The 21,759-nt window shown below is 41.8% G+C and carries 21 protein-coding genes; 11 read left to right on the top strand and 10 right to left on the bottom strand.

The features are described 5' to 3' along the window. The first annotated feature begins 429 nt into the window (after nucleotides 1–429). From D2U88_RS07375 to D2U88_RS07355, 6 genes are all read left to right on the top strand, one after another. Nucleotides 430–1,671, top strand: coding sequence for a site-specific integrase (locus D2U88_RS07375; RefSeq protein ID WP_119639746.1), 1,242 nt, complete (start codon nucleotides 430–432; stop codon nucleotides 1,669–1,671). A 271-nt stretch (nucleotides 1,672–1,942) separates the two neighbouring features. Next, nucleotides 1,943–2,263 (top strand): helix-turn-helix domain-containing protein, encoded by a 321-nt coding sequence (locus D2U88_RS07370; RefSeq protein WP_119639745.1) that lies wholly within the window; start codon nucleotides 1,943–1,945, stop codon nucleotides 2,261–2,263. Then, entirely contained in the window at nucleotides 2,263–3,525 is a 1,263-nt protein-coding gene (locus tag D2U88_RS07365; protein ID WP_119639744.1) for a type II toxin-antitoxin system HipA family toxin, read from the top strand. Before D2U88_RS07370 ends, D2U88_RS07365 begins: the two co-directional genes overlap by 1 nt. A gap of 101 nt (nucleotides 3,526–3,626) precedes the next feature. Next, nucleotides 3,627–3,797: a hypothetical protein gene (locus tag D2U88_RS19500; RefSeq protein ID WP_182859124.1), complete on the top strand. Its 171-nt coding sequence runs from the start codon at nucleotides 3,627–3,629 to the stop codon at nucleotides 3,795–3,797. Nucleotides 3,798–3,903: 106 nt separating this feature from the next. Further along, on the top strand, nucleotides 3,904–5,655 hold the full coding sequence (locus D2U88_RS07360) for an amidohydrolase family protein (protein WP_119639743.1): 1,752 nt from the start codon (nucleotides 3,904–3,906) through the stop codon (nucleotides 5,653–5,655). A gap of 101 nt (nucleotides 5,656–5,756) precedes the next feature. After that, nucleotides 5,757–6,773: an endonuclease/exonuclease/phosphatase family protein gene (locus tag D2U88_RS07355; protein WP_119639742.1), complete on the top strand. Its 1,017-nt coding sequence runs from the start codon at nucleotides 5,757–5,759 to the stop codon at nucleotides 6,771–6,773. 3 nt (nucleotides 6,774–6,776) lie between these two features. Here D2U88_RS07355 and D2U88_RS07350 read toward each other — a convergent pair whose 3' ends face one another. Further along, entirely contained in the window at nucleotides 6,777–7,487 is a 711-nt protein-coding gene (locus tag D2U88_RS07350; RefSeq protein ID WP_182859123.1) for a hypothetical protein, read from the bottom strand. Then, nucleotides 7,484–7,813, bottom strand: a complete 330-nt coding sequence (locus D2U88_RS07345; RefSeq protein WP_119639808.1) for a nucleotide pyrophosphohydrolase — start codon at nucleotides 7,811–7,813, stop codon at nucleotides 7,484–7,486. The genes D2U88_RS07350 and D2U88_RS07345 overlap by 4 nt, the downstream gene beginning before the upstream one ends. Before the next feature lie 96 nt (nucleotides 7,814–7,909). On the opposite strand from D2U88_RS07345, the gene D2U88_RS07340 reads away from it, so the two are divergent. Both D2U88_RS07340 and D2U88_RS07335 read left to right on the top strand, forming a co-directional pair. Then, complete coding sequence (locus tag D2U88_RS07340) at nucleotides 7,910–8,977, top strand: hypothetical protein (protein ID WP_119639741.1); 1,068 nt, start codon at nucleotides 7,910–7,912, stop codon at nucleotides 8,975–8,977. A 199-nt stretch (nucleotides 8,978–9,176) separates the two neighbouring features. Next, nucleotides 9,177–11,369, top strand: a complete 2,193-nt coding sequence (locus tag D2U88_RS07335) for a DUF5916 domain-containing protein (RefSeq protein ID WP_147378554.1) — start codon at nucleotides 9,177–9,179, stop codon at nucleotides 11,367–11,369. Here D2U88_RS07335 and D2U88_RS07330 read toward each other — a convergent pair. Next, nucleotides 11,366–12,376 carry a helix-turn-helix domain-containing protein gene (locus D2U88_RS07330; protein WP_182859122.1) on the bottom strand — a complete coding sequence of 337 codons (1,011 nt, stop codon included), beginning with the start codon at nucleotides 12,374–12,376 and terminating at the stop codon, nucleotides 11,366–11,368. The genes D2U88_RS07335 and D2U88_RS07330 overlap by 4 nt on opposite strands. Before the next feature lie 147 nt (nucleotides 12,377–12,523). On the opposite strand from D2U88_RS07330, the gene D2U88_RS07325 reads away from it, so the two are divergent. The 3 genes from D2U88_RS07325 to D2U88_RS07315 are packed head-to-tail and all read left to right on the top strand — an operon-like array spanning nucleotide 12,524 to nucleotide 14,243. Then, nucleotides 12,524–13,051, top strand: coding sequence for a hypothetical protein (locus D2U88_RS07325; RefSeq protein ID WP_119639738.1), 528 nt, complete (start codon nucleotides 12,524–12,526; stop codon nucleotides 13,049–13,051). Nucleotides 13,052–13,079: 28 nt separating this feature from the next. Beyond that, entirely contained in the window at nucleotides 13,080–13,718 is a 639-nt protein-coding gene (locus D2U88_RS07320) for a GyrI-like domain-containing protein (protein ID WP_119639737.1), read from the top strand. A gap of 60 nt (nucleotides 13,719–13,778) precedes the next feature. Next, entirely contained in the window at nucleotides 13,779–14,243 is a 465-nt protein-coding gene (locus tag D2U88_RS07315) for a YybH family protein (protein WP_119639736.1), read from the top strand. A gap of 145 nt (nucleotides 14,244–14,388) precedes the next feature. Here the strand turns inward: D2U88_RS07315 and D2U88_RS07310 are convergent, their stop codons facing one another. The 7 genes from D2U88_RS07310 to D2U88_RS19405 form a co-directional block, all read right to left on the bottom strand. Further along, on the bottom strand, nucleotides 14,389–15,387 hold the full coding sequence (locus D2U88_RS07310) for a TolB family protein (protein WP_119639735.1): 999 nt from the start codon (nucleotides 15,385–15,387) through the stop codon (nucleotides 14,389–14,391). A gap of 292 nt (nucleotides 15,388–15,679) precedes the next feature. Then, nucleotides 15,680–16,357: a 3-keto-alpha-glucoside-1,2-lyase-like domain-containing protein gene (locus D2U88_RS07305; protein ID WP_119639734.1), complete on the bottom strand. Its 678-nt coding sequence runs from the start codon at nucleotides 16,355–16,357 to the stop codon at nucleotides 15,680–15,682. Between the two features lie 274 nt (nucleotides 16,358–16,631). Beyond that, entirely contained in the window at nucleotides 16,632–18,095 is a 1,464-nt protein-coding gene (locus D2U88_RS07300; protein WP_119639733.1) for a S41 family peptidase, read from the bottom strand. 40 nt (nucleotides 18,096–18,135) lie between these two features. Continuing rightward, nucleotides 18,136–19,305 (bottom strand): serine hydrolase domain-containing protein, encoded by a 1,170-nt coding sequence (locus D2U88_RS07295; protein WP_119639732.1) that lies wholly within the window; start codon nucleotides 19,303–19,305, stop codon nucleotides 18,136–18,138. Nucleotides 19,306–19,349: 44 nt separating this feature from the next. Then, on the bottom strand, nucleotides 19,350–19,787 hold the full coding sequence (locus D2U88_RS07290; protein WP_119639731.1) for a nuclear transport factor 2 family protein: 438 nt from the start codon (nucleotides 19,785–19,787) through the stop codon (nucleotides 19,350–19,352). 52 nt (nucleotides 19,788–19,839) lie between these two features. Further along, a complete protein-coding gene (locus D2U88_RS07285) occupies nucleotides 19,840–21,297 on the bottom strand; it encodes a serine hydrolase domain-containing protein (protein WP_119639730.1) in 1,458 nt (485 codons plus the stop codon). 169 nt (nucleotides 21,298–21,466) lie between these two features. Beyond that, nucleotides 21,467–21,658, bottom strand: coding sequence for a hypothetical protein (locus tag D2U88_RS19405; protein ID WP_147378553.1), 192 nt, complete (start codon nucleotides 21,656–21,658; stop codon nucleotides 21,467–21,469). Nucleotides 21,659–21,759: the final 101 nt, after the last annotated feature.

Here is a 21,759-nt window from a genome sequence, read left to right as displayed (position 1 = left end):
ATATGGTGCATCTTGGTCCCATATGTAAACAACTTTTAAAATGGATAATTTTTGTTCAATGACTCAGTTTGGGTATCAAATTTTATTAAATTCGTTAGTGTAAGCATATCGATTCGGTCAAAAGTTACCTATTCGGTTACCTTATTTTGAAAAATTAAAGTAACTTATTGATAATAAGAGGTGTATGGAATTGTTTGTGGTTCTGCCACCCCGACGAATCTAGCAATAGATAAAAACAAAAGCACTGTTAATCAATTGATTTTCAGTGCTTTTTTCGTTTTGTGCATTTATTTGATATCATTTAAAACCAAATGTTTGGTGTGCAATTAGGTGTACAGCCTTTTATTTAAAATGTCGTATCTTTAAAGAGCTTTTGGGCGCGATTTGACTTTCGAAGAACAATTATTGTTTAACCAAAGTCATTTTAACATGAAAGCAAAAAACACTTTCACGGTAGTCTTCTTTACCAGAAAATCAAGGAGCGTTACAAATCAATTATCCATTTATGTCCGTATTACCGTGGACGGGAAACGCGCTGAAATCAGTCTCAAACGGAACGTGGCCTCAAAGAATTGGGACAAGGCCAGAAACCGGGTCAAGGGATGTTCCCAACCAATCAGGGAATTGAATTCTTATATGGACAGCGTGTACGGAGCATTGTTGGTGTGCCATAAAGAACTATTGGAAGAGAATCAGGTAATTACCGCAGAGGCTATTAAGTCACATTACCTTGGTGAGGATGATAAGAACAAGACTTTAAGGGAGCTAATTTCTTATCACAATGAAAAGATGTCCGTTGTCTTAAAACATGGTACCATGAAAAACTACTATACCACGGCACGGTACTTAGACAGGTTTTTATCAAAAGAAAAAAAGATTGGCGATGTTTTCCTCAAGCAATTGAACTATGCCTTTGTCACAGAATTCGAGCACTATCTAAGGAATTACCGAGGCCCCAATAAGAAACTTTCCTTGGGGAACAACGGTGTCATGAAGCATCTGGAAAGATTCAAGAAGATGTTGAACCTTGCCGTAAAATTGGAGTGGATGGAAAAGAATCCATTCAATCAGTTCCAGTTGAAGTATAACAAATATGATAGAGCGTTTTTGGATGAAGAGGAATTGCAGCACTTGGAATGCTCCGAGCTGAAGAATGAGCGTTTGGAGAAGATACGTGATTGCTTTGTATTTGCCTGTTATACGGGGCTGTCCTATGTAGATGTAAAGGAACTCACCAATGATAATATTGTCAACGGAATCGATGGAAATCAATGGATAAGTACCAAACGTGAGAAGACGGACAAACCTGTTAAGGTTCCATTAATCCCCCAGGCACTGGCGATTTTGGAAAAATATGATCTTAATGGTCCAAATGAAGAGCTTTTACCCATTAGTTCGAACCAAAAGACAAATGCCTATTTAAAGGAAATTGCCAATGCATGTGGTATTGATAAAAACCTGACCTTCCATGTGGCCAGACATACTTTTGCGACTACGGTTATGCTCTCCAATAATGTCCCAATTGAAACGGTATCCAAACTCCTGGGACATACCAAACTTTCTACGACACAAATTTACGCTAGAGTTGTGGAGTCCAAGATAAGTGAGGATATCGAAAATCTTTTGGTTCGTTTTAAGCGTAAAGAGGTCGAAAGAAATGCTGGGGGTTAGTTTATGCTTATATGATAGGTAAAGTTATTTATCCAATGGAAGTGTCGAATACAGATAAGGCTTTTGGAAAATGTGGGTTCAACTTTAAAGATTGGAAATTGATGGTTCTATTGACGAAGTTTCCAGGTGATAGTAAAGCTTGGCATTAGATGTACTTGGGTACAATAAATGGGTTGACACCAATTCAATGTAATTCATATTTATATATTAAATTAATAACGTAAAATACTTTTTGTATATTCGTATTAAATAGTAAATAGTATTTTACGTTATGTCAAGAAACAGTATTGTGTTACTACCTAAAAACAGAAAACTTTTGGAAACGGTCGGGGAGCAAATTAAGTTGGCGCGTTTACGTAGAAAGCTTACGATGAAACAGGTTGCTGAGCGCGCAGGTATTTCTAGACCCACACTTTCAACCTTGGAACAAGGGAACCCTGCGATTTCCATAGGGGTTCTCCTTAAGGTTATGTTGGTCTTGGGCCTGGAAAAGGACCTATTACTTTTGGCAGAAGACGATGTTTTGGGAAGAAAAATACAAGATGCTGATCTGACCATTAAAGAGCGTGGTCCGAAACAATCAAATAAATAATGGCACAGGAACGAAGGGAAATATGGGTGTATGCAAATTGGGATGGTATCAAAGGACCGGTTCCCATGGGACTTTTGTATGCCACACCCTCAAGGGGAAAGGAGATATTTTCATTTGAATACGATAAGACCTGGCTTCAATCCAATTTTGCACAGATCATCGATCCAGATCTACATTTATTTGAGGGACAGCAATACTTAAATGATGAGAAATCCAATTTTGGTATTTTCTTGGATTCTTCCCCTGATCGTTGGGGAAGGGTCTTAATGTTGCGAAAAGAAGCAGCTCGTGCAAGAATGGAATCAAGGCCTTCTAAGACCTTGTTGGAATCTGATTATCTTCTTGGGGTATATGATGGTAACCGAATGGGGGCGCTGCGTTTTAAAACAACCCCGGATGGACCATTTTTGGATGATGATCAAGCAAAAGCTGCTCCCCCGGTAGCTTCTTTAAGAGACCTTGAATATGCCAGTTTACAATTGGAGAAAGATGATGCCCCAGACCATCCTGAATATCTAAAATGGCTCAACATGTTAATGGCACCGGGTTCTTCCTTGGGAGGGGCAAGACCCAAGGCAAATATCCGTGATACCGATGGCAGCTTGTGGATTGCGAAGTTTCCAAGCCAAAATGATAGGCAAGATACGGGGGCTTGGGAAATGTTGGCCTATCGGCTGGCCATTCAATCCGGTATAGTTATGGCTCCATCCAAAGTTCAAAGATTTTCACACCATCAACATACATTTTTGACACAACGATTTGATCGTAAGAAGGATGACACCCGTATTCATTTTGCTTCAGCGATGACACTATTGGGCTATACTGATGGAACTGATCATCAAGATGGGGTAAGTTATCTGGAGCTTGTTGAATTTTTGATGCAACAAGGGGCTGATGTGGACAATGACCTGAGGAAGTTATGGACACGTATTGCATTTAATGTGTGTATTTCCAATACGGATGACCATTTACGGAACCATGGGTTTTTATTGTCCAATTCAGGTTGGGTGCTCTCACCAGCGTACGATATCAATCCTACCCCAAATGGCGGTGGTTTAAAACTCAATATTTCAGAAAAAGACAATGCACTGGATTTTGATCTGGTAATGGAAGTGGCTCCTTATTTCCGTCTAAAAGAGAAGGAGGCTAAAAGCATCCTTGAATCCATTAAAAAAAATGTTTCACAGTGGGAGCAACTAGCAGAAATTCTACGCATACCAAGAAATGAAATGGAATTGATGGGTAGTGCCTTCAGATTTTGACTATAATAATTATTGTCCCTTGAAGTAAAAGTCACAAACATTGACATCATAACTGACATTATTCATTTGTGGAACGACAGGAAGTCATTAATGGTAATTTTATGAATTTACCAATGTCCCAAAAAGGGTATGACTACAACCAGTTGGATGCAATAAGTTATGATGTTCACCATGCAGAGGTCGGATTGGAATGGCATCCCTTTCCCTGTTTTGAATTTTTGACGGAGTACACCTATTCTGATCGCAGGTACGATGATTTTACAGAAATTTAACCTCAATTAAGGAAAATCCCCAATTTTTTAAGGTTTTTATATAGCTGTAATTCAGTTAATTATGGTAATTTTAGAAGCGATTCCCCCACCTTAAATATCAACCACAATGCCGACCACTACAGCAGGTGAGAATTACATTTTCAATGCCCATACCCATTTGTTTACAAAGGATCATGTGCCGAGGTATTTGGCAAGGAAATTTTTGCCCGCACCTTTTTATAAATGGTTTCCAACAAGTTTGGTTCTTAAGGTACTTTACCCTTTCTACCACCTTCCCAAGGACTATTATAGTTATACCAAAAGGAACGAAAGATGGAGAAAGTATAAGTTTAAGATGTTATTGCAACGGAACTGGTTGTTGAAATTATTGGTATGGTTGCCTGGTTTTCTCGTTAAAGTGGTGTTCCTCTATTATTTTTTACATTGGATCGAGCCTTTGTTGTTGGACACTTGGTTCGGTAATCGGTTCTATGGTTTCACTGGTCGAAATATGGATTCTTGGGCATTTCGATTTGAAAATCGATGGAACCTTTTTTTGTTTCTACTACTCCTAGTCCTGTTGTTCCCACAGACATGGAGGATGATTTCAAGAATTGGCAAGGCGCTTTTTGTAAAGGTCGTAGGTGCAGATCGACTGGAATTCTTTTCACGGTATATCAATCTTGTCCGATATTCCGAATACAGTACCCAAGGAAGGGTCTTTGAAAAGCTCAAACAACAATATCCGCCTGAATCCAAATTTGTGGTATTGCCCATGGATATGGAATATATGGGAGCTGGTAAAGTAGAGGAACCCTTTCTTGTTCAAATGGAAAAATTGATGGGCCTTAAAAAGAACAATCCAGAGCAACTCTATCCCTTTGTTCATGTTGACCCGAGGCGCATCGCACTTCAAAAAGACCAATCTCCTTTCTTTTTATACGATGCCACAGATGCCAAGAACTTGAAACTCAAGAATTGTAAGCTTAAGGAATACATGGACGATGGTGCTTGCGGTATCAAAATATACCCAGCCTTGGGGTATTATCCTTTTGCTAAGGAACTCTTGCCCCTTTGGTTGTTCTGTGCGCAACAGCAAATACCGGTTACTACACATTGTTCCGTTGGCCCCATATTTTATAGAGGTGCCAAGAAGAAGGAATGGGACCGACACCCTATTTTTCAAGAAATAATCTCAGGTAACCAAGAGGAAGGCAATCAGGTCATAGAAATGTTGCGGCTATCCCAAGTGAAAAACAAGGATTTTCAATCCAATTTCACCCACCCTTTAAACTATTGCTGTCTATTGATGCCGGAATTTCTTAAAAAGGTGCTGGACCTATATAACGATACTGATCTCAATCAATTGTTCGGATATGCAAACGGCGAATTGCATCGGGATTTGAGCAAGCTTAAAATAAACCTGGCCCATTATGGGGGGGCAGAACATTGGGAAAGATTCCTGCAAAAAGATAGACAGCTGCTGGCCAATGAAGTGCTGAATAGACCCGATCTGGGATTGCAATTGAAGAGCGAGCTCCACAAGGAAGGAAATCTCTATGCCTTTTGGCACTATACGGATTGGTTTTCGATCATCACCTCCATGATCGTTGAATTTGAGAATGTCTATGCAGATATTAGTTATACCGCTCATGACAACAAATATTTGAATGTACTTTCTGTGATCATGGACCATAAAAAGGTCAGGGAGAAAGTACTGTTCGGTACGGATTTCTACGTGGTGAGCAACCATAAAACAGAAAAGGCATATTGGATAGATATGCAAAACCTGATGCACGGTGACACATGGGAAATCCTTTCTTGCTTAAACCCACAGCGCTTTATGCAAAGTGGTCTTTTGTCTTTTCCAAGGACTTGATCTGTTGATCTATAGATATTGATATGAAGTTGTGATTTTAATGCGTATGGATTGCGAGTGCTGGCGAGGAATTGTTAGAGTGATAATTTAATACTATTGATATGAGTGGAAATCTAAAGATTACATCGTGGAATGTGGAATGGTTGGACAAGCTTTTGGACAATGTCAATGACAAAAAACAGAAGCGTATCGATGCCATTGCCGAAGAACTGAATACCATCGATGCAGATGTGTATTGCCTACAGGAAGGGTTGAAGGGGGAGGTCAAAATGGAATTGTTCTGCTCCAGTAACCTAGGTGGTAAATATGTTCCGGTCAAGGCCGTTGGCAATGATTATAAAATGCAGGGAAGGCAATGGATCTGGTTTTTGGTGAAAAAAGAGTTGAAGGACCAAGTTTCCTTGTTGCCCACCAAGATTTATGATGAGTTTTCCAGTTCCAGTTGGGATGTCAATTATTGGAGCGATTTTGAGACCGCACAGCACAAACACTATAGACATCCACAGGTACTCATATTGAATTGGCAGGATGTTAGATTGGAATTGATCGGGCTTCATACCAAGAGCAAATATGTGCAGAGTGGGAAAAGTGATTGGAATGCAGGAGGGGATCGGAAAAAGGATTTTATTAAAAATGCCATCAAGGCAAGGATTAAAATGACGACCGAGGTGGCCAATGTCAGGGATTATATCAATACCAAATTCAATCAAGTGCCCAATCCCGCAATCATGGTGATGGGCGATCTAAATGATGGCCCCGGAAAGGAATTTTTCGAAAAACAGTTCATATTTTTTGATCTGTTGTCCAATCTTCAAGGTGACGTGTTTGAGGCGGAGCGTTTTTTGAACCACGCTTTGTTCGATTTTGAGGATAATTTAAGATGGAGCGTCCATTTTAAGGATTTTATCGATGAAGACCGAGACCCTAAAATTTTATTGGACCATATATTGTTCACCCAGAGTCTTGTGGACGGGTCTTTGCCCATTATAATAGAAAGCCAGTCAGGGTATGTGGAACACGAGATCCATGATTTGATCAACGCCAATAATCCCAAATATGCACAGACCAGTGATCATAAACCGGTGTCTGTCGTTATATCCAAAAAGGAGGAACCTTAATGGTTAGAAAATCCAATGCCTTTGATTTGGTTTGATGCGGTATTGATGCCTGTAGGTCTTGGTCGGTTTGATCTTGCCGTTGTCGATGCGGAACATGATTCGGCTGTCATCCCCTTGTTTGATATATTGCTTTATAAAGGCCCTTAGTTTAGAGGCATCCGGTCTAAGAAAAACCGGTGCCTTTTCCAAATAATAGGCATATAAGGAGTTGGTGATGTTATCATCAGGTCTATAGTTGTGGAGGTAGGCACAGGGGTAGAGGGCGATGGATTCTTCATCCACCGTAGAATTAAAGGCAGTGAGCAAGGCAGCATAGGACCAAGCCTGATAGGAAGGATGGCTGGTTTCCGAGGTGCCGTATTGGAACCTTGTGGATACGATACCGTCCTTTTGGGTTATATCCGCGTGCTCCCATTGCTTCAATTCAATGATGATCACATTTTCCTGGTCCCGGTCTTTTCCAGTTATGATAAAATCAACGCGCTTTGAGGTCTGTGGCAAATGATACTCTATGGATATCCCGGAATCATCGGGAATTTCAGGGTCCCGAAGGATTCGCTCCATATATCCCAAGGAGTTTTCAAAGGATCGGACTTCATTCGGTGCGACCTTGTTACCTGTTTTGTCCTTGATATGTTGGGTGATGATGTCGCCTATTGCATTGGTCAGGATGTCATTGCTGAAATCTTCCTTGGTCTTGTGATATACGATCATAGGTCGGTATACTTTTTGGCAGTTCCCTTTGCCTTGTCGATAGGGTATTTCTCATTGTTTTTTTTGATCTTCTCCAGCATGATCTCCTTGATGTCCAATTGATATTTCTCGGCGATCAAGAAGGCATAGGCCAGCACATCGGCCAGTTCTTCCCGTACCTTGTCGGGGTCTGCCTGTTCTGGGGATTTCCATAAAAAGACCTCCAATAGTTCCCCGGCCTCAATGTTCAATGCCACGGCAAGATCTTTGGGATTGTGGAACTGTTCCCAGTCCCTGGCGTCCCTGAATTTTATAAGCTCTTGGATGATTTCCGGTATTTCGCTCATGATCATAAATTGGTTCTTCCATTTAAACTTAAGCAGTATTTCTGAAAAAGGAGCCATAATCGTAGTTTTAATCGCGTTCTTTCAATCGCAATACGTATGGATAAAAAACAGATTTCAAGAGAGGAGCTATATGAATTGGTATGGTCCAAACCGATGGTCCAAGTGGCCAGTCTGCTCAAGGTGAAGGACCATGTCCTGAGAGCGATATGCCGTTCCAATACCATTCCGTTGCCCCAGCCCGGTCATTGGTCCAAACTGAGGTATGGTAAATCTGTCGAAAGAATGGACCTTCCTCAACATGATTATGCAGGTCCCATTGAGTTTTTTATTCCTGGCACTGGGGAAAGTCAAGGTCCGGTATTCAAAGATGACCACCAAAAAAGAATCTATGAGCTGAAGCATGATCACACATTGAATTTTAAGGTGCCTGTCAAGTTGCGTGTAATACACCCCTTGGTCAAACGCACAAGGGTTGTTTTGGAGCAATGGGAGCATAGCCACAATTTTTCACGACATCGCTCCTATGATGGGGATGAAGATATCCTACCCATCCATACGGAGGCCAAATTGCGACCAAGGGCCCTTCGCTTGATTAATACTTTGATCGGGGTGGTCGAAAAAATGGGACATCAATTGATTTTTGAATATGGGCGTTGCCATGTTCAAATGTTCGGACAAAACGTGGAAATACACTTGCGTCAAAAATTCAACAGGGTCCGAACAAAAGATAACAACGGTTATGGGATGGAAACTTGGGTAAAGACGGAGAAATTGGAATTTATGAAGGGTCCTTCCTATGATCAAAAAAGGTGGATGGATAAGAAGACCATCCCTCTTGAAGAAAGTTTGCCCGAGATTGTGGCTTGGATCGAAAAGACCTGCAGGTATTGGTGCAAGTTGAGGCAGGAGCAGCAAAAGGAGCGTCACATCAAAGAACTTGAAAAGTTAAGGGAGGAAGAACGGACCAGGGTGCTGGCAGAGGATAGACAACAGTTCGATCAATTGGTCAATGATGCCATGGATTGGAAAAAGGCCAATCTGCTCAGGGACTATGTCAATGCGCTGGAATCAACACTCAATTCCGATACAGGTTCTGGTATAACCCGTGCCTATATACAGTGGGCCAGGGAAAAAATTAAATCGCTCGATCCCTTAAGTCGATAGGAAAGGCTTTGGATTCCTACGGATTTCTACATCCGTTGACTTTGAAATTATAGTCAAAGTTTATATTTGAGCTGAATTCACTACTCGTAAGGCTGGGATAGGGGCAATTCATTTTGATCAGTTTTCATCTCCACCATTCTTAATTCCGAACCTTGGTGCCGGAAAGAAGATGCAATATTGAGCTTGAAAATTAATCGAGGTGGTCAATAGAATTGTTTTATTGGTTTTGCTGGGCCTTTGGGGTCGGATGCTAATCGGACAGGAGCAGTCCCCCAACAGGGAACGGTTCATTTATGGGGTCGGTCCGAAACCTTCCTCTATACAGGTCAACGGAGTGTATGCTGATGGGGAATGGGACGGATTGGACAGCATTCAAGAACTGTTCAACCATAATCCCATCGATCATGGGTTTGCCCCTAAGGTTACCAAGATAAAAATGACCCATGACGGTCAAATGTTGTTTATCGGAGCATGGATATATGATGGAGGGGAAAGGGTGATACAATCGCTTCAACGTGATTCGGACAATGCACATTGGAACAGTGACTCCTTTACCGTTGTCATGGATCCGATCAACACGAAGCAGCACGGGGTGTTGTTCGGTGTGAATGCAGGAGGTGCCGAACTCGATGGGACTCTTACAGTGGAGGCATCCCAAACCTATTATTCGGAGACTTGGGATGAAAAATGGTATTCAGCGGTAGGCCAGTATGAAGATCACTGGTTTGTCGAAATGGCCATTCCCTTCAATAGTTTGCGATATAATGAGGGAAATGAGCGTTGGGGCATCAACTTTATTCGAACGGATAAGACGGCGAACTTTTATTACACCTGGACCGAGTTTCCCGTAAATTTCAATGCCATCGATTTGAACTATATGGGAACCTTGCATTGGGAACATCCACCAAAGGTCAAAAACAAGCATTTTTTTGTCAAACCATATGTGACAGGATTTTATGGAGATGGGCAAAACGAGGAGTCGGATGTGGACGTGGGGGTGGATGTTAAGGTTCCCATAACCCGTTCCCTTTATGCCGATATTTCCATACATCCAGATTTTTCCAATGCAGATGTCGACCAGGAGGTGGTCAATATCTCAAGATTCGATATTTCCTTACCGGAGCGAAGGGACTTCTTTTTGGAAAACAATGATGTCTTTTCCAATTTTGGAAACGAAAATGTTCGACCTTTTTTTTCTCGAAGGATTGGATTGGCCGGCCAACAATCGATACCCATTGTTTATGGCGGGAAACTGACCGGTAATTTGGGCAAGGACCTAAGGATCGGGCTGATGAATGTACAATCGGCTTCAATGGAAGACGTGAATGCTGAAAACAACCTTATTGGAGCATTTCAATACCGTGTTTTAAAGCGCTCCTTGTTCAAAGGCATCTATATCAATAGAAATAGTATTGGGGACAGTGCTGCCGAAAATGACAGCTACAATTTGGGAGGCGAGTTCTCCTTTATTTCTGACAATGGTAAATTCAGTAATGTCATCATGTACCATACAAGTCAATCCTCGGGGATTCCCAGAGGACAATTTTATGGTATGGAGGGCAGTTACAATACAAAGGGTTTTGGCACAGGATGGGTGTTCAACCATCTCAATGATTCCTTTAGGGCGGATTTGGGGTTTGTGCCAAGAACCTTGGTGTACAATGCGGAAACCAATGAACTGTTCCGCCAAGGCTATAGCCAGGTCAATCCATGGATGAAGTTTACCTTTTTTCCAGATAAGGGAGTGCTCAATAGTCATGGGTTGAGGACATGGCATAACCTATATTTTATCGATGGCAAGGTAAATGAACAACAGTACAATCTCGCCTATGATGCCTTTTTGAAGAATACGGGTTCGTTCACGATCTCAATGAACCATACCAATATCCGTCTATTGTACCCCACAAATTTTTTGGGGACAGCATTCGACAACCTCCCTGCAGCCAAGTATACCTATTGGAGAACGGATATTTCATATAATTCCGATATACGAAGACAGTTTAGCTACAACTTGGGGCTCAATATCGGATCGTTTTATAATGGGAGTAGATCGACCTTTTCTTCTTCGGCCAATCTTCGTTTTGCCCATTGGGGCAATTTTAAGCTGTCCTATGATCTGAACAATGTCAGTTTACCTGACAACTATGGAGATGTGACACTACATCTACTGAGGTTCAACAGTTCCATTGGTTTTACGAACAAGTTGTTCCTGAACAGTGCTGTACAGTACAATTCATTCAATGAAAACTTCAGTATATATGCTAGGTTGCAATGGCGTTTTTCGCCACTTTCCGATATTTTTCTCATTTATAACCAAAACAATGTCACCGACAACTTTGAACTGCTCAATCGAGCGATCATGGTTAAAGCGACCTATCGTTTTGGGGTTTAACTCTGGGATACCAAGTTGTCAACCCCAAAAAATTGCTCTTCGTATTCTGTGGGACTCATTCCGGTCACTTTCTTGAAAGCTGCATAAAAAGTGGAAGGGGTGTTGAATCCGGCCGAATAGGCCAAGCCCTCGATTTTATGATGCTCCTGTTCCCTTTCCGGTAATTTTTCGATTACTTCTTGAACACGGAGATGATTGATGAACTCGGAAAATGATTTTTCATATTCGGCTCTAATGGTACGGGATACCAAGTATGAGGGAAACCCTAATTCTTTTGAAAATTTATCCAAGGTCAACGAGGGGACCCGGTATATTTTTTCCTTTTTGATAGCCTGATTGACTTTTTGGATCACTTCGGGATCTCCCTTTTGTACCGGCTTTTTTTTGGGAAATAAAATGGGGGTTTTCAATGAAATAAAGAATAGGGCATAAAACAAAAATGAGGATACGCCCGATGCAATGGTATAGTGCAACAACTCATTGGTGTAATACTGAAATAGGAATATCAGGCAAAACAGGGTGACCGTTGTCAAAAGAATGATGTTCCATTTGAACAGGGGACCCGTTATCTTGTTGCTGTGTTTTATCATATAGCCCCAAGAAATCAATAGATACACCAACATAAGGTAGGTGGTATACATATACAGTTCAACAGCAAATTCTTTTCCATAGAAGGTAATCGCCACAAATCCCAATAGGGAAGGAAGAAAGTGAAGAAGTTCCTGCTTCCGTAATGTTTTAAATTCCGCTTTCGGTGCATTGGAGATATACAACCAGGTTATTGGGCCTATACATGCCAGGCCCAAATAGCTAATGGCCATGCCCATATCCGGGAGATTGAGGGAAAAGCAAAAAAAAGATTTGGAACAGCGGATGGCCAAAGCAGCAAAAAGCATGGCCAACAACCCTAGTTTTAATCGGTTCTCTTTCCTTATAAAATAAAAATAGGCGCCTAGTAACAGGCCTCCGGGGATGGCAATCCCTGATAAAAATGAAAGTATCAACATTAAATCCATGGTAAAAAAGTCTCTTGATTTAAGAATTCAATACAAATTGAGGTGCTGATCCACCTAGATTTGACTTCCTAATGAGTAATGATTGATGTAAATCGTTACAGAAATAATTGTTAAAATATAAATTTAATTAGTATTGATATGAGAGGATACCTGTTTTCCGTTGTTTGCCTTTTAATGATGGGCAATGTCATGGCCCAACAACAAAAAACCGATTATGCGGAAATGACCGCGACCATCGATGGGACCATTAATGCGCTATATGATGTGATATCCGGTGAAAAGGGGGAAGAACGGGATTGGGACCTTATGCGGTACATCTATCATCCCAACGGTCGACTTGCTGCCACAAGGAAGAATCCCGATGGAACGGCAGGAGCGATTTTCTTGACCCCTGAAGGATATGTCGAGACTTCAGGGAAATGGTTGGTGGAGAATGGATTTTTTGAAGAAGAGATACATCGTGAAGTTGCTGTGTTTGGCCATATAGCCCAAGTGTTCAGTACGTATCAGTGCTTTAAAAGTAAATCAGACACCGAACCATTCATGAGAGGTATCAATAGTATCCAATTGATCAATCAAGGGGGGAGATGGAGGGTCGTCAATATTTTTTGGGCCCAAGAAACGGAAGAAAACCCCATTCCCGAAGCCTACTTGCCAAAGCATTGAACGGATTCCCGAATTTAACAACTGTACAATGCTCAAAAAGGAATGGCGCAAGCATGAGAAACGGCTTTATCTGCCCAAAAATGGCCCCGAAATAATTGATGTTGCCCAACAGGTTTATCTTACCTTAGAGGGGAAAGGAAATCCAAGTGATGCAAAATTTGCATTGGCGGTAAAGGCACTGTATTCCATTTCCTATGCCATCAAGATGGCATTGAAAAAATCTGTTGATCGGCCTAAAAACTATGTGGATTATACGGTTTATCCCTTGGAGGGTATCTGGAGCCGCTGTGATGAAGGCAATACCTGTTCCGCAGGATGTCAGAACAAGGATAATTTGGTGTATCAATTGATGATTCGGCAGCCCGATTTTGTGTCAGAGGTAAAGTTTATGGGGCTACTTACAGATTTGGTACAACGCAATGAAAACGAATTGCTTGGTCAGGTCAAATATAAGATCATACACGATGGGAAATCCGTTCAGATGATGCATGTGGGGCCTTTTGAAAAGGAAGGGGAGACCTTGGTCATGATGGAAAGCTTTCTTGAGGAGCATGAATTAAAACGTGTATCGGATTCCCATAGGGAGATTTATTTGACCGATTACAACAGGACCGCTCCGGAAAAGCTGAAAACGGTCTTGAGGTTTGCCGTTGAAAATGTTGGTTAAGGCAGTTGGGCTGTTATTTTTTGATCAAAACCATTTTGGTAACACTTATTCTTTATAAATATGAAAACAAATCGTTATTACATGCTATTGTTCGTGCTGGTTTCCAATGTTGGTCTATTTAGGTCCATGGGGCAGGTCGAAAAAGCAACAGATGGCTTTACAGGAGCACATTCGGAAGTCTATCAAACCGAAGTTGCCTTTCAAAAAATGACCGAAGCGGATGGGATACAGAGCGCTTTTGTGTTCTATGCGGCTGCATCGGCCGTATTGCACCGAAATGGGAAACTTGTGGAGGGAAAAGAGGCCATTCAGGAATTTTATGGCTCACCCATGTATGAAAGCGCAAAGGTGCAATGGACACCCGATCACATTGAATTGGCGGGCTCAGGGGACCTGGCGTACAGCTACGGAAAGTATGTATGGTTTTTTCCGGATGCTTCCGGTAAAATGACTGAATATCCAGGTATTTACTTGACCATTTGGAAACGTCAACCGGATGGTACTTGGAAGTATGTTTGGGACTAAGCTATCCTTGGAGGACAAAGGTGTAGTTTGAACCTAAGGTCTTCAACCAAGAATAGTATAAAGATCATGGTAGGGTATTTTTTAAGATAATGGGCGTTCCAAGAATTTTTGGAAATGCCCATTATTCATTAATCTTTTTCTGAACTCAATATGCCAAATTCTTATAGTGGGCCAAGTCCAATTGGACGATGTAAAAATTTAGAGATCCATTTTCACTGGAGGATTGAATGGATTTGAACTCTGAATAATTCGTCATGGCCCTTTTTTGGATATCCGTGGTTCGGCGTCCTGTGGTAAAGATCAAATAGTTGTGGTCCGGGGTGACGTAGGGACTTCCATCGATCTGGTCACTATTGATGTTTTCGCCCATATTGATCGGGTCGGTCCATTCGTTGCTTCCCTTGTTGAAACTAATGTACAGATCACTGTTGCCAAATCCATCAGGCTCATCCACACGAACGAATATGATAAAGGATTCGTCTTGTGATATGAAGGCATCGGCCTCTCTACTTTCCGAATTGATGTTTTCAGGGAGCGGAACCGGTTCCTGAAAGGATCCGTTTTCAAATCTTGAAAAATAAATATCGGAGTTTCCGGTTCTGTCAGAATTGAAATAAAGAGACCCGTTCTTGGTCATTATTGGATAAAATTCATTACCTGAAGATGCAATGGGTTCCCCTATGGGTTCCGGGTCTTGCCATTTCCCGTCTTTTAGGGATGATGACCAAAGGTTGAAATTGAACCCTTCAGGTTTTCCCTCATAGTGTTTGAACGTAGCGAATAAGAGTTGGTTTCCGTCAGGGGAAATCTGTACATCTGCGATAGGCGTATCACTGGACGAAAAGGGAACGAACTCCGGTTGGGAAAATGTATTCCCATCAAACTTCTGATATGCGATGCCCGTAATGCCCAATTTTTGCGATGTTGCAGAATAGTAAATCGTATTCCCATCGGGACTGAAAGTGGTGTTGAACTTATCAATGGATGTAGAAACAATTTCAGGAAAAAATTTGATGGGGGAGCGTAGGTTGGAATCCAGTTGATACCCTGGCATTGCCGTCCAGCTTTCATAGTTGCTGCCTTGCGGTTGGTCCGCACACCCTAAAGTGGCAATGGCCATGATGCATAAAAATGTTTTTTTCATTGGAGTATGTCAATTTAATTAATTCGAATTTGATACGATGAGCTCATTTCGATGTACCCACTTCTCTTGAAGTACGATACTGTAGATTTGATCATAGCCTGTTATGTTGTTCAAATGGATTCGATTTCTTCATCTTGGTCTTTTGTCAAATGGTATTTGACAAGTTCTTCAATTTTAGAAAATTATCGTTTTGGTCGTATCCTGAATTTCGAAATTGATATAGGATTTGATAATTTTTTTCAGTGCTTTTAAATGGTTTCGTATACAGGTCATGGTATGTCACCACTCCTTTTCAGTCCTCTAAAACGGTCACTTTAAGATTTCGAAAATATCCTTGGGTCCCGTTGTCCACAAAGAGCCCTATTGAGCCCTTCGTGTCAAAAGCGTTTTTCAAATCGTTGACGATCAAGGATGGTTGTTCATCTCCATTCAGATAAAGTCTTGCCGTTCTATCGTGGATCTCAATTCGCATGGGAATCCAAGTATTCAATTCCATGTCGGCATAGGATTCATATGTCCCTGGATATTCTTTTCTTAGTTTGGAAAAGGGATGATCGGGATAGGCGAAATATTGCGTGGAATGATTGCGGCGCAATTGATCTGGGTCCCGCCCATTTCTAGGTCTGATATAGATGCATTCAAAACTTGTATTGTCATTGTTGATACGGAAGGCGACACCTATAAAACCCCTTGCAGCTTCTGGTGCCCCTTGCAAAATGGAACTGTATACTTCGAGTTCAATAGTGCCATTGATGAACGATACGTCCTTTATTTTGGCATAGGTTGGTTGGCTCGGTTGGTATACTCCCTCGTTTTTGAGGACCTCAAGGCATTGTTTTCCATCCGTGGTCAATGATCTTAAATGGACGTTTACAGCCTCAATGTGGGCTTTTTTATCCAAGGGGACAAACTGGGCCGAAACAGGTTGAAATAACCCTAATAGGCAAATGATGCATACATATCTAAACATATAGAAAAATTAAAAGCCTCCCATTGGGAGGCTTAAGTAGCTAATTCAAAAAATCAATCAATGAGAACTACACTCAATGGATTTTTTAACAATCCAAATGTATCGATACAATGAACTGGTTTTTTGGATTTGATATGAAACCAAGGGTTTTTGATAAGACTATTTTCAAGTAAGGGATATGATATTCAATTTCCAGTGTGGGAGCTGATTTTTACAGGATTATTAGCTTTAAATACATATGTTTTTGCTTATAATTTGCAATGCCAATCTGTGGTCAATGGTTTCTTATATATTTTTGGATGCCATCGATGACCAATGCCCCTTTTTCGAAACTAGTGCTATCTTCTTCCCAGCCAATGGCGATATCGGGCTTGATGCCATATATTTCATTGGTACCGTCCTTGCGCAATCTCACACAATCCGGCATTTTCACCACTAGGTCTAGATGTTCCAATACCACTTCCTGTCCACCATTGGTGTAACCACAACCGGCACCATAACTGGTTTCTCCCACAATAATGGCAGCTTCGTTGGACTGTAGGATGGAAGTGAAACCTTCGGTTGCAGATCCCGATCCTCGATCTTGGACAATGAAAAGCCGGTCCTTATCGGCAAAAATACCTCTTTTGAAGGGCAGGAATCGATTGGTTTGAATCAGATTCTTAGTATGAAGTTCTCGGAACTGTTTGTCTTCCGTAATCGCTTCCGGCAATTCATAGGCGTATGCATGTTCAAGTAAATCCAAACATTCTAGATTATTGTTCGACCATACGTCATTGGGGTCGCAGTGATTTATACAACTTTCCAAGAGCTGGCTTGTATGGTCCTTTAGTTGTTGAAGGGCATTCTTAAGTGGAACATTGATATCGGGATTGGCCAAATCGGCATCAATAAGCTTAAGCTGAGGGCTTAGGACATTTTGCCAAATGGTATGTTTGACCACATAAAAAGGTGGGTTCCTGAGTTTTGAGTCTGAAAATAATCTGGCAACCGCTTCATACCATTCCGTGCCACCCCCATTTCCTGAGACATCGACGATAAGTGCATCTACCTCAAGGGACTTTGCGAGGTCAATTTGCTGAATCAATTTCTGGGTAAGCTCTTTTTCCACCATTTTGGTAAAGGTCCATTGACATTCATTGTCACAATTACCCTCAAAGGTTTGGCTATGTTCTTCCCAAAGGGAAAGGGCAGTATCCCAATACCTCCAATACCCAAAGAAGCCAATACGAAGTACCCCTATCTTGTCCTCATCCTTTTTTATAATGGCCAAAGGAAAAGGATTTTCCTTGGAGGTTAGCGGTTCATAACCAGCCACCGAATCATATTGAATGGGGAATTTAGGGGCTCTTTTTTCGTAGGCCATTTTGGTCAATGCGCTGAATGCCGAGTCATTGCTGTTGAGCTCACGGAATGCTTTGTCGGAATTCAAGTTTTTGTCAGGGACCCTATACTTTCTTGCCCGCAAATGCCCATCATTGAAAATCTTCAGAAAATTCATAATGATTTCTTGGGCATCCTCCTTGCTTTTTGCCTGTTCCAACTGAAGCGTGGTCCGCTTGTTGAGCTCAGCGAGATCCAACCCCTCTTTGATGGTTGAAAATTTTAGGTTGGCATAGCCTTTTACCATCTCTTCTTTGAGCTTATCGAAATCGGCTATCCATTGCTGCGTATTTCCTGATGGTTTGGAAAAGATGAGCAACCCCACAAGAAGTAGCCCAAGTGTTATGTATTTCATAAAGTTCGTTTTTTGATGATGATTATGATTGATGCGTAAATTATTCCTGATGACCGAGGGCCAGCTTATTGATCCGAGGGACAAGTTGGGTCAGTTTTCTATAAAGCCCCAGTCGCTCCCTATCGGAAACGTTGACTTGAAAGGCTATGCCAACCTTGCTCCGCGGGAAGTAGACCATATTTGTGATATAGCCCGGAAAGAATCCACTGTGACCATAGGTGGTCACCCCTTCGATTTGTGAAACATGTACGCCCAGTCCCCATTGGCCACCGAGTTCTTTGGCGTCAATGCCCTTCAAGAATTCAGGCATTAGGTCTGCCTTGAAAATTTGGTTCTCATAGATCAATTTCCCCGCTTTGGCCAGATCTAGGACATTGACCACATAACCACCTCCGGCCCATTCGAATTGGAGGTTGTATTGATATACTCCATTCTTGGTGACGGTACCTGGATAAAAAGGGTCTTTTGTGCCATTGTATCCTGTGGGAAGATTTGGGATTTTCCTGGATAATTGGGGTTGAACATTTTTTAGGCGGTATGGCGCAAGTATGTTCGAATCCACATACTCGTAAAGGGTTTTTCCGGTTACTTCTTCTAGTACAAGGGCCAAGATGATGTAATTGGTATCCGAATAAGAAAAGTCTGTTCCTGCTTCAAACAAGGGTGGGAGGTCAAATACATAACTCAATAACTCCTGTGGTGTCCAGAACCTGTCCGGATCCTTTGCAACATCGGAAAGAAATCTTTCGGTAAATACATATCTTGAAATGCCTGAACTATGTTGCATTAAATTCCTGATGGTAATGCTTTTATGGTTTTGGATCCTATCAAACCATTTTTTGTCGCCCAAATAGTACTGAATGTCTTTATCCAGTTCGATGTTCTTTTGTTCGATCTGTTGCATAATGGCCGCTGAAACAAATATTTTACCGGTACTGCCTCCGAGCATCATATGGTCGGGTCGCATGGGTGCTTTGGTATCCATATCGGCATATCCGACGGCAAAAGCATGTGAGGCGCCATTGGGAAGAACGATTCCCAGAGTGGCACCACCAAAATCTTCATCCTCATTATATAAGGAGTCAAGAGCTGATTGGACCATTTCCTGAAAATTGTGGTCCAATGAAGGCGGTGATTGGAATCCCCTTCCAATGAACGGGGCCATGGAGAATATGGTGATCAAGAACAGCAGGGAGCTTTTATGGGTCATAGGGATCAAGCTTAAAGGAATTGATTTATTCGATTACTTAGGGTCTAATTATTCTTTGGGGAAAACTCCCAAAAAACATTGATGATCTTCCACTGTCCATCTTCCTTGAGCAGATGGATGTACTCGGTCCATCTTTGATTGGGGTAACCCGTGCGCAATCGGGCACTTGCCATATTTCCAAAAACACCCAGAATATCGATGGTGTTCTGTTGGTGCCTTAATTCAAATTTAGGTTTGGTGGCCATGAGTTCCTTTAGTTTACCGGGAGGGAAGTCTTCACTTAGGGATCCATCTGGGTTGAATCCCCTTTTTGCCAACCTGGGGTGTAGGGAGCTGTTCATGGCCTCAAAATTGTTTTCAAAAAAGTTTTCGATATAGGTATGGATGGACGACGTAATTGCAGTACTATCCAACTTCCTGTCCTGAGCTTTGATCGCCAAGGAAAATAAAAGGATTACAATGAGGGTGATTTTGATTTTCATAAAGATGTGCACTGTTGTTATTTGGTTTGGAATTCTTTGTTTTAGAAAGGGTTTATTCCACTTTATGGAAAAGAAACCTGTTGTTCCATAGTATGTCGATACTGTCCTTTTCCAGTCGAAATGTTACCTTGTCCCCTTTGTCCAAATCCATGAACTCCCATTTTTTCGTGGGACGCAAGATATTGATGTCCCCGTTGTTGGGGTCTGTGACCCTAAGGGAATTGTCTTTCAAATCCACATCGATCAGATAATCGCCAATCCCCGCGACCTGAAAGTCCAATACATATTTTCCTGTGAAACGGGAAAGTTCGTCATCATTTACCTCCATCAATTCGATGGTCAATGGATTGTTGAGGTCCCAATGGTAATATGCGGAAACCGAACGCAATATTTCCCCGATCAATTTGCCCCCGTTATCCGCATTGGTCATTATGATTACGGCATTGCCCTGATGGGCATACGCAATAAATTCATTCGTAAACCCCACATTCTTGCCGGCATGCCTAAACACCAATGCACCGTTTTTCTCATCCAAGGAAGGTCCAAGGCCCCAGTCGTTTCCTTGATCGGTCAACATTTCTTCCACGCTTGGTTTTTTTAATATGCCGTTGGGTGCACCAGATAGGATTTCCTGTATTTGGATGCAGTATTTTGCTAGATCGGTTGGGGTTGTCCATAAGCCTGCGGCCGCTTGTTCTGGATGATTGTACCATTGTCCTTCAAACATGGAACCTTCCGTGTCATATGCAGCACTTGCATTTTTATGGTAGTGGGGAGGCAGTGGCTGTTCGTAAGTGCTGTTGTTCATGCCCAAGGGCTGTAGGACCTGTTGGTGCATATAGCGTTCAAAAGGTTGACCGCTTATATCCTCGATCAATTTTTCTACAATGGTGTAGCCTCCACCGGAATACCGCCAAATACTACCGGGAATGGTGTCCACTATGATCTTGGGGGTATTTCCCTTACCATTCAGCACTGCGGTGATCGAAGGAAATGTATCTTTTTGGGCGTATCCCGGAAATCCGTGGACATTGGTGCCCGCCGTATGTGAAAGCAAACGCCTCAGGGTCACTTTTTGAGTACTTGTAAAATCACTTTCTGGCACTTTCCAGTCAATCAAATGGTCATTGACATCCGCATCCAACGTGATTTGAGCATTTTCAACCAGTTGCAAAGCGGCAAGTGCCGCAATGGGTTTACTGATGGATCCCGCTTGAAAGAGGGTGTTGGTATCTATCGTACTGTTTGTTTTTGAATTTGCGATACCGTAGCCTTTTGCCCACTTAAGTTTGCCATTTTCGACTAAGGCGATACTTACCCCTGGAACATTATGGTGTTGCATTCTATCCATTAAATTTAAGCCTTTCACGCTGTCCCCTTTTACCAATATAGGGGGGAGCAATCCATTTTCAATAGCTTGGATATCTTGATGGAAATCAATGTTGTTCGCGTTTTTACAGGATAGGGTACAAAGGGATAAAAGGAAGACGCAAATTAGGTGTGATCTCATTGGAATGATTTTTAAATGTAATTGATGTGCAATTTGTTCATTTTAAAAATCTTGTATCTCCTGATATCGGGAATTTGGAGATGTTCCGATGAACGGAAATGAGAAACTGGATTACAAATAAAATTGCGTTGCATAGTGTAGTTTGGTGTCACAAAGTTGAAATTAAAGGCTATCCAAAAGCTGCATTATAGGAGAACAATACCTTCCCATCAATAGGGCATCTCCGCTTTGGAAACGAACTGTCATTATGGTATGGAATGGCCTTGGCACTTTCATTTTCGAAAGCATAAGATAAGCTTTTGAAGGCGATGTCGTGGCTCCTTGGTACCAACCGTTTCTTTTTTGATGCCAGTGATCCCATATCGATCATTTTACTGATCCTACCTAGGCCATATGGGCTGCTGCTAATTTTAAACTTCACAGATGCATCTGTACATATCAAAAAAGACTTGATACATATCA

The sequence above is a fragment of the Flagellimonas aequoris genome, from assembly GCF_003584165.1.
Classification (GTDB): Bacteria; Bacteroidota; Bacteroidia; order Flavobacteriales; family Flavobacteriaceae; genus Flagellimonas; species Flagellimonas aequoris.
Note: the sequence above shows the minus strand (reverse complement) of the source record. Positions and strands in the feature narration are given on the sequence as shown.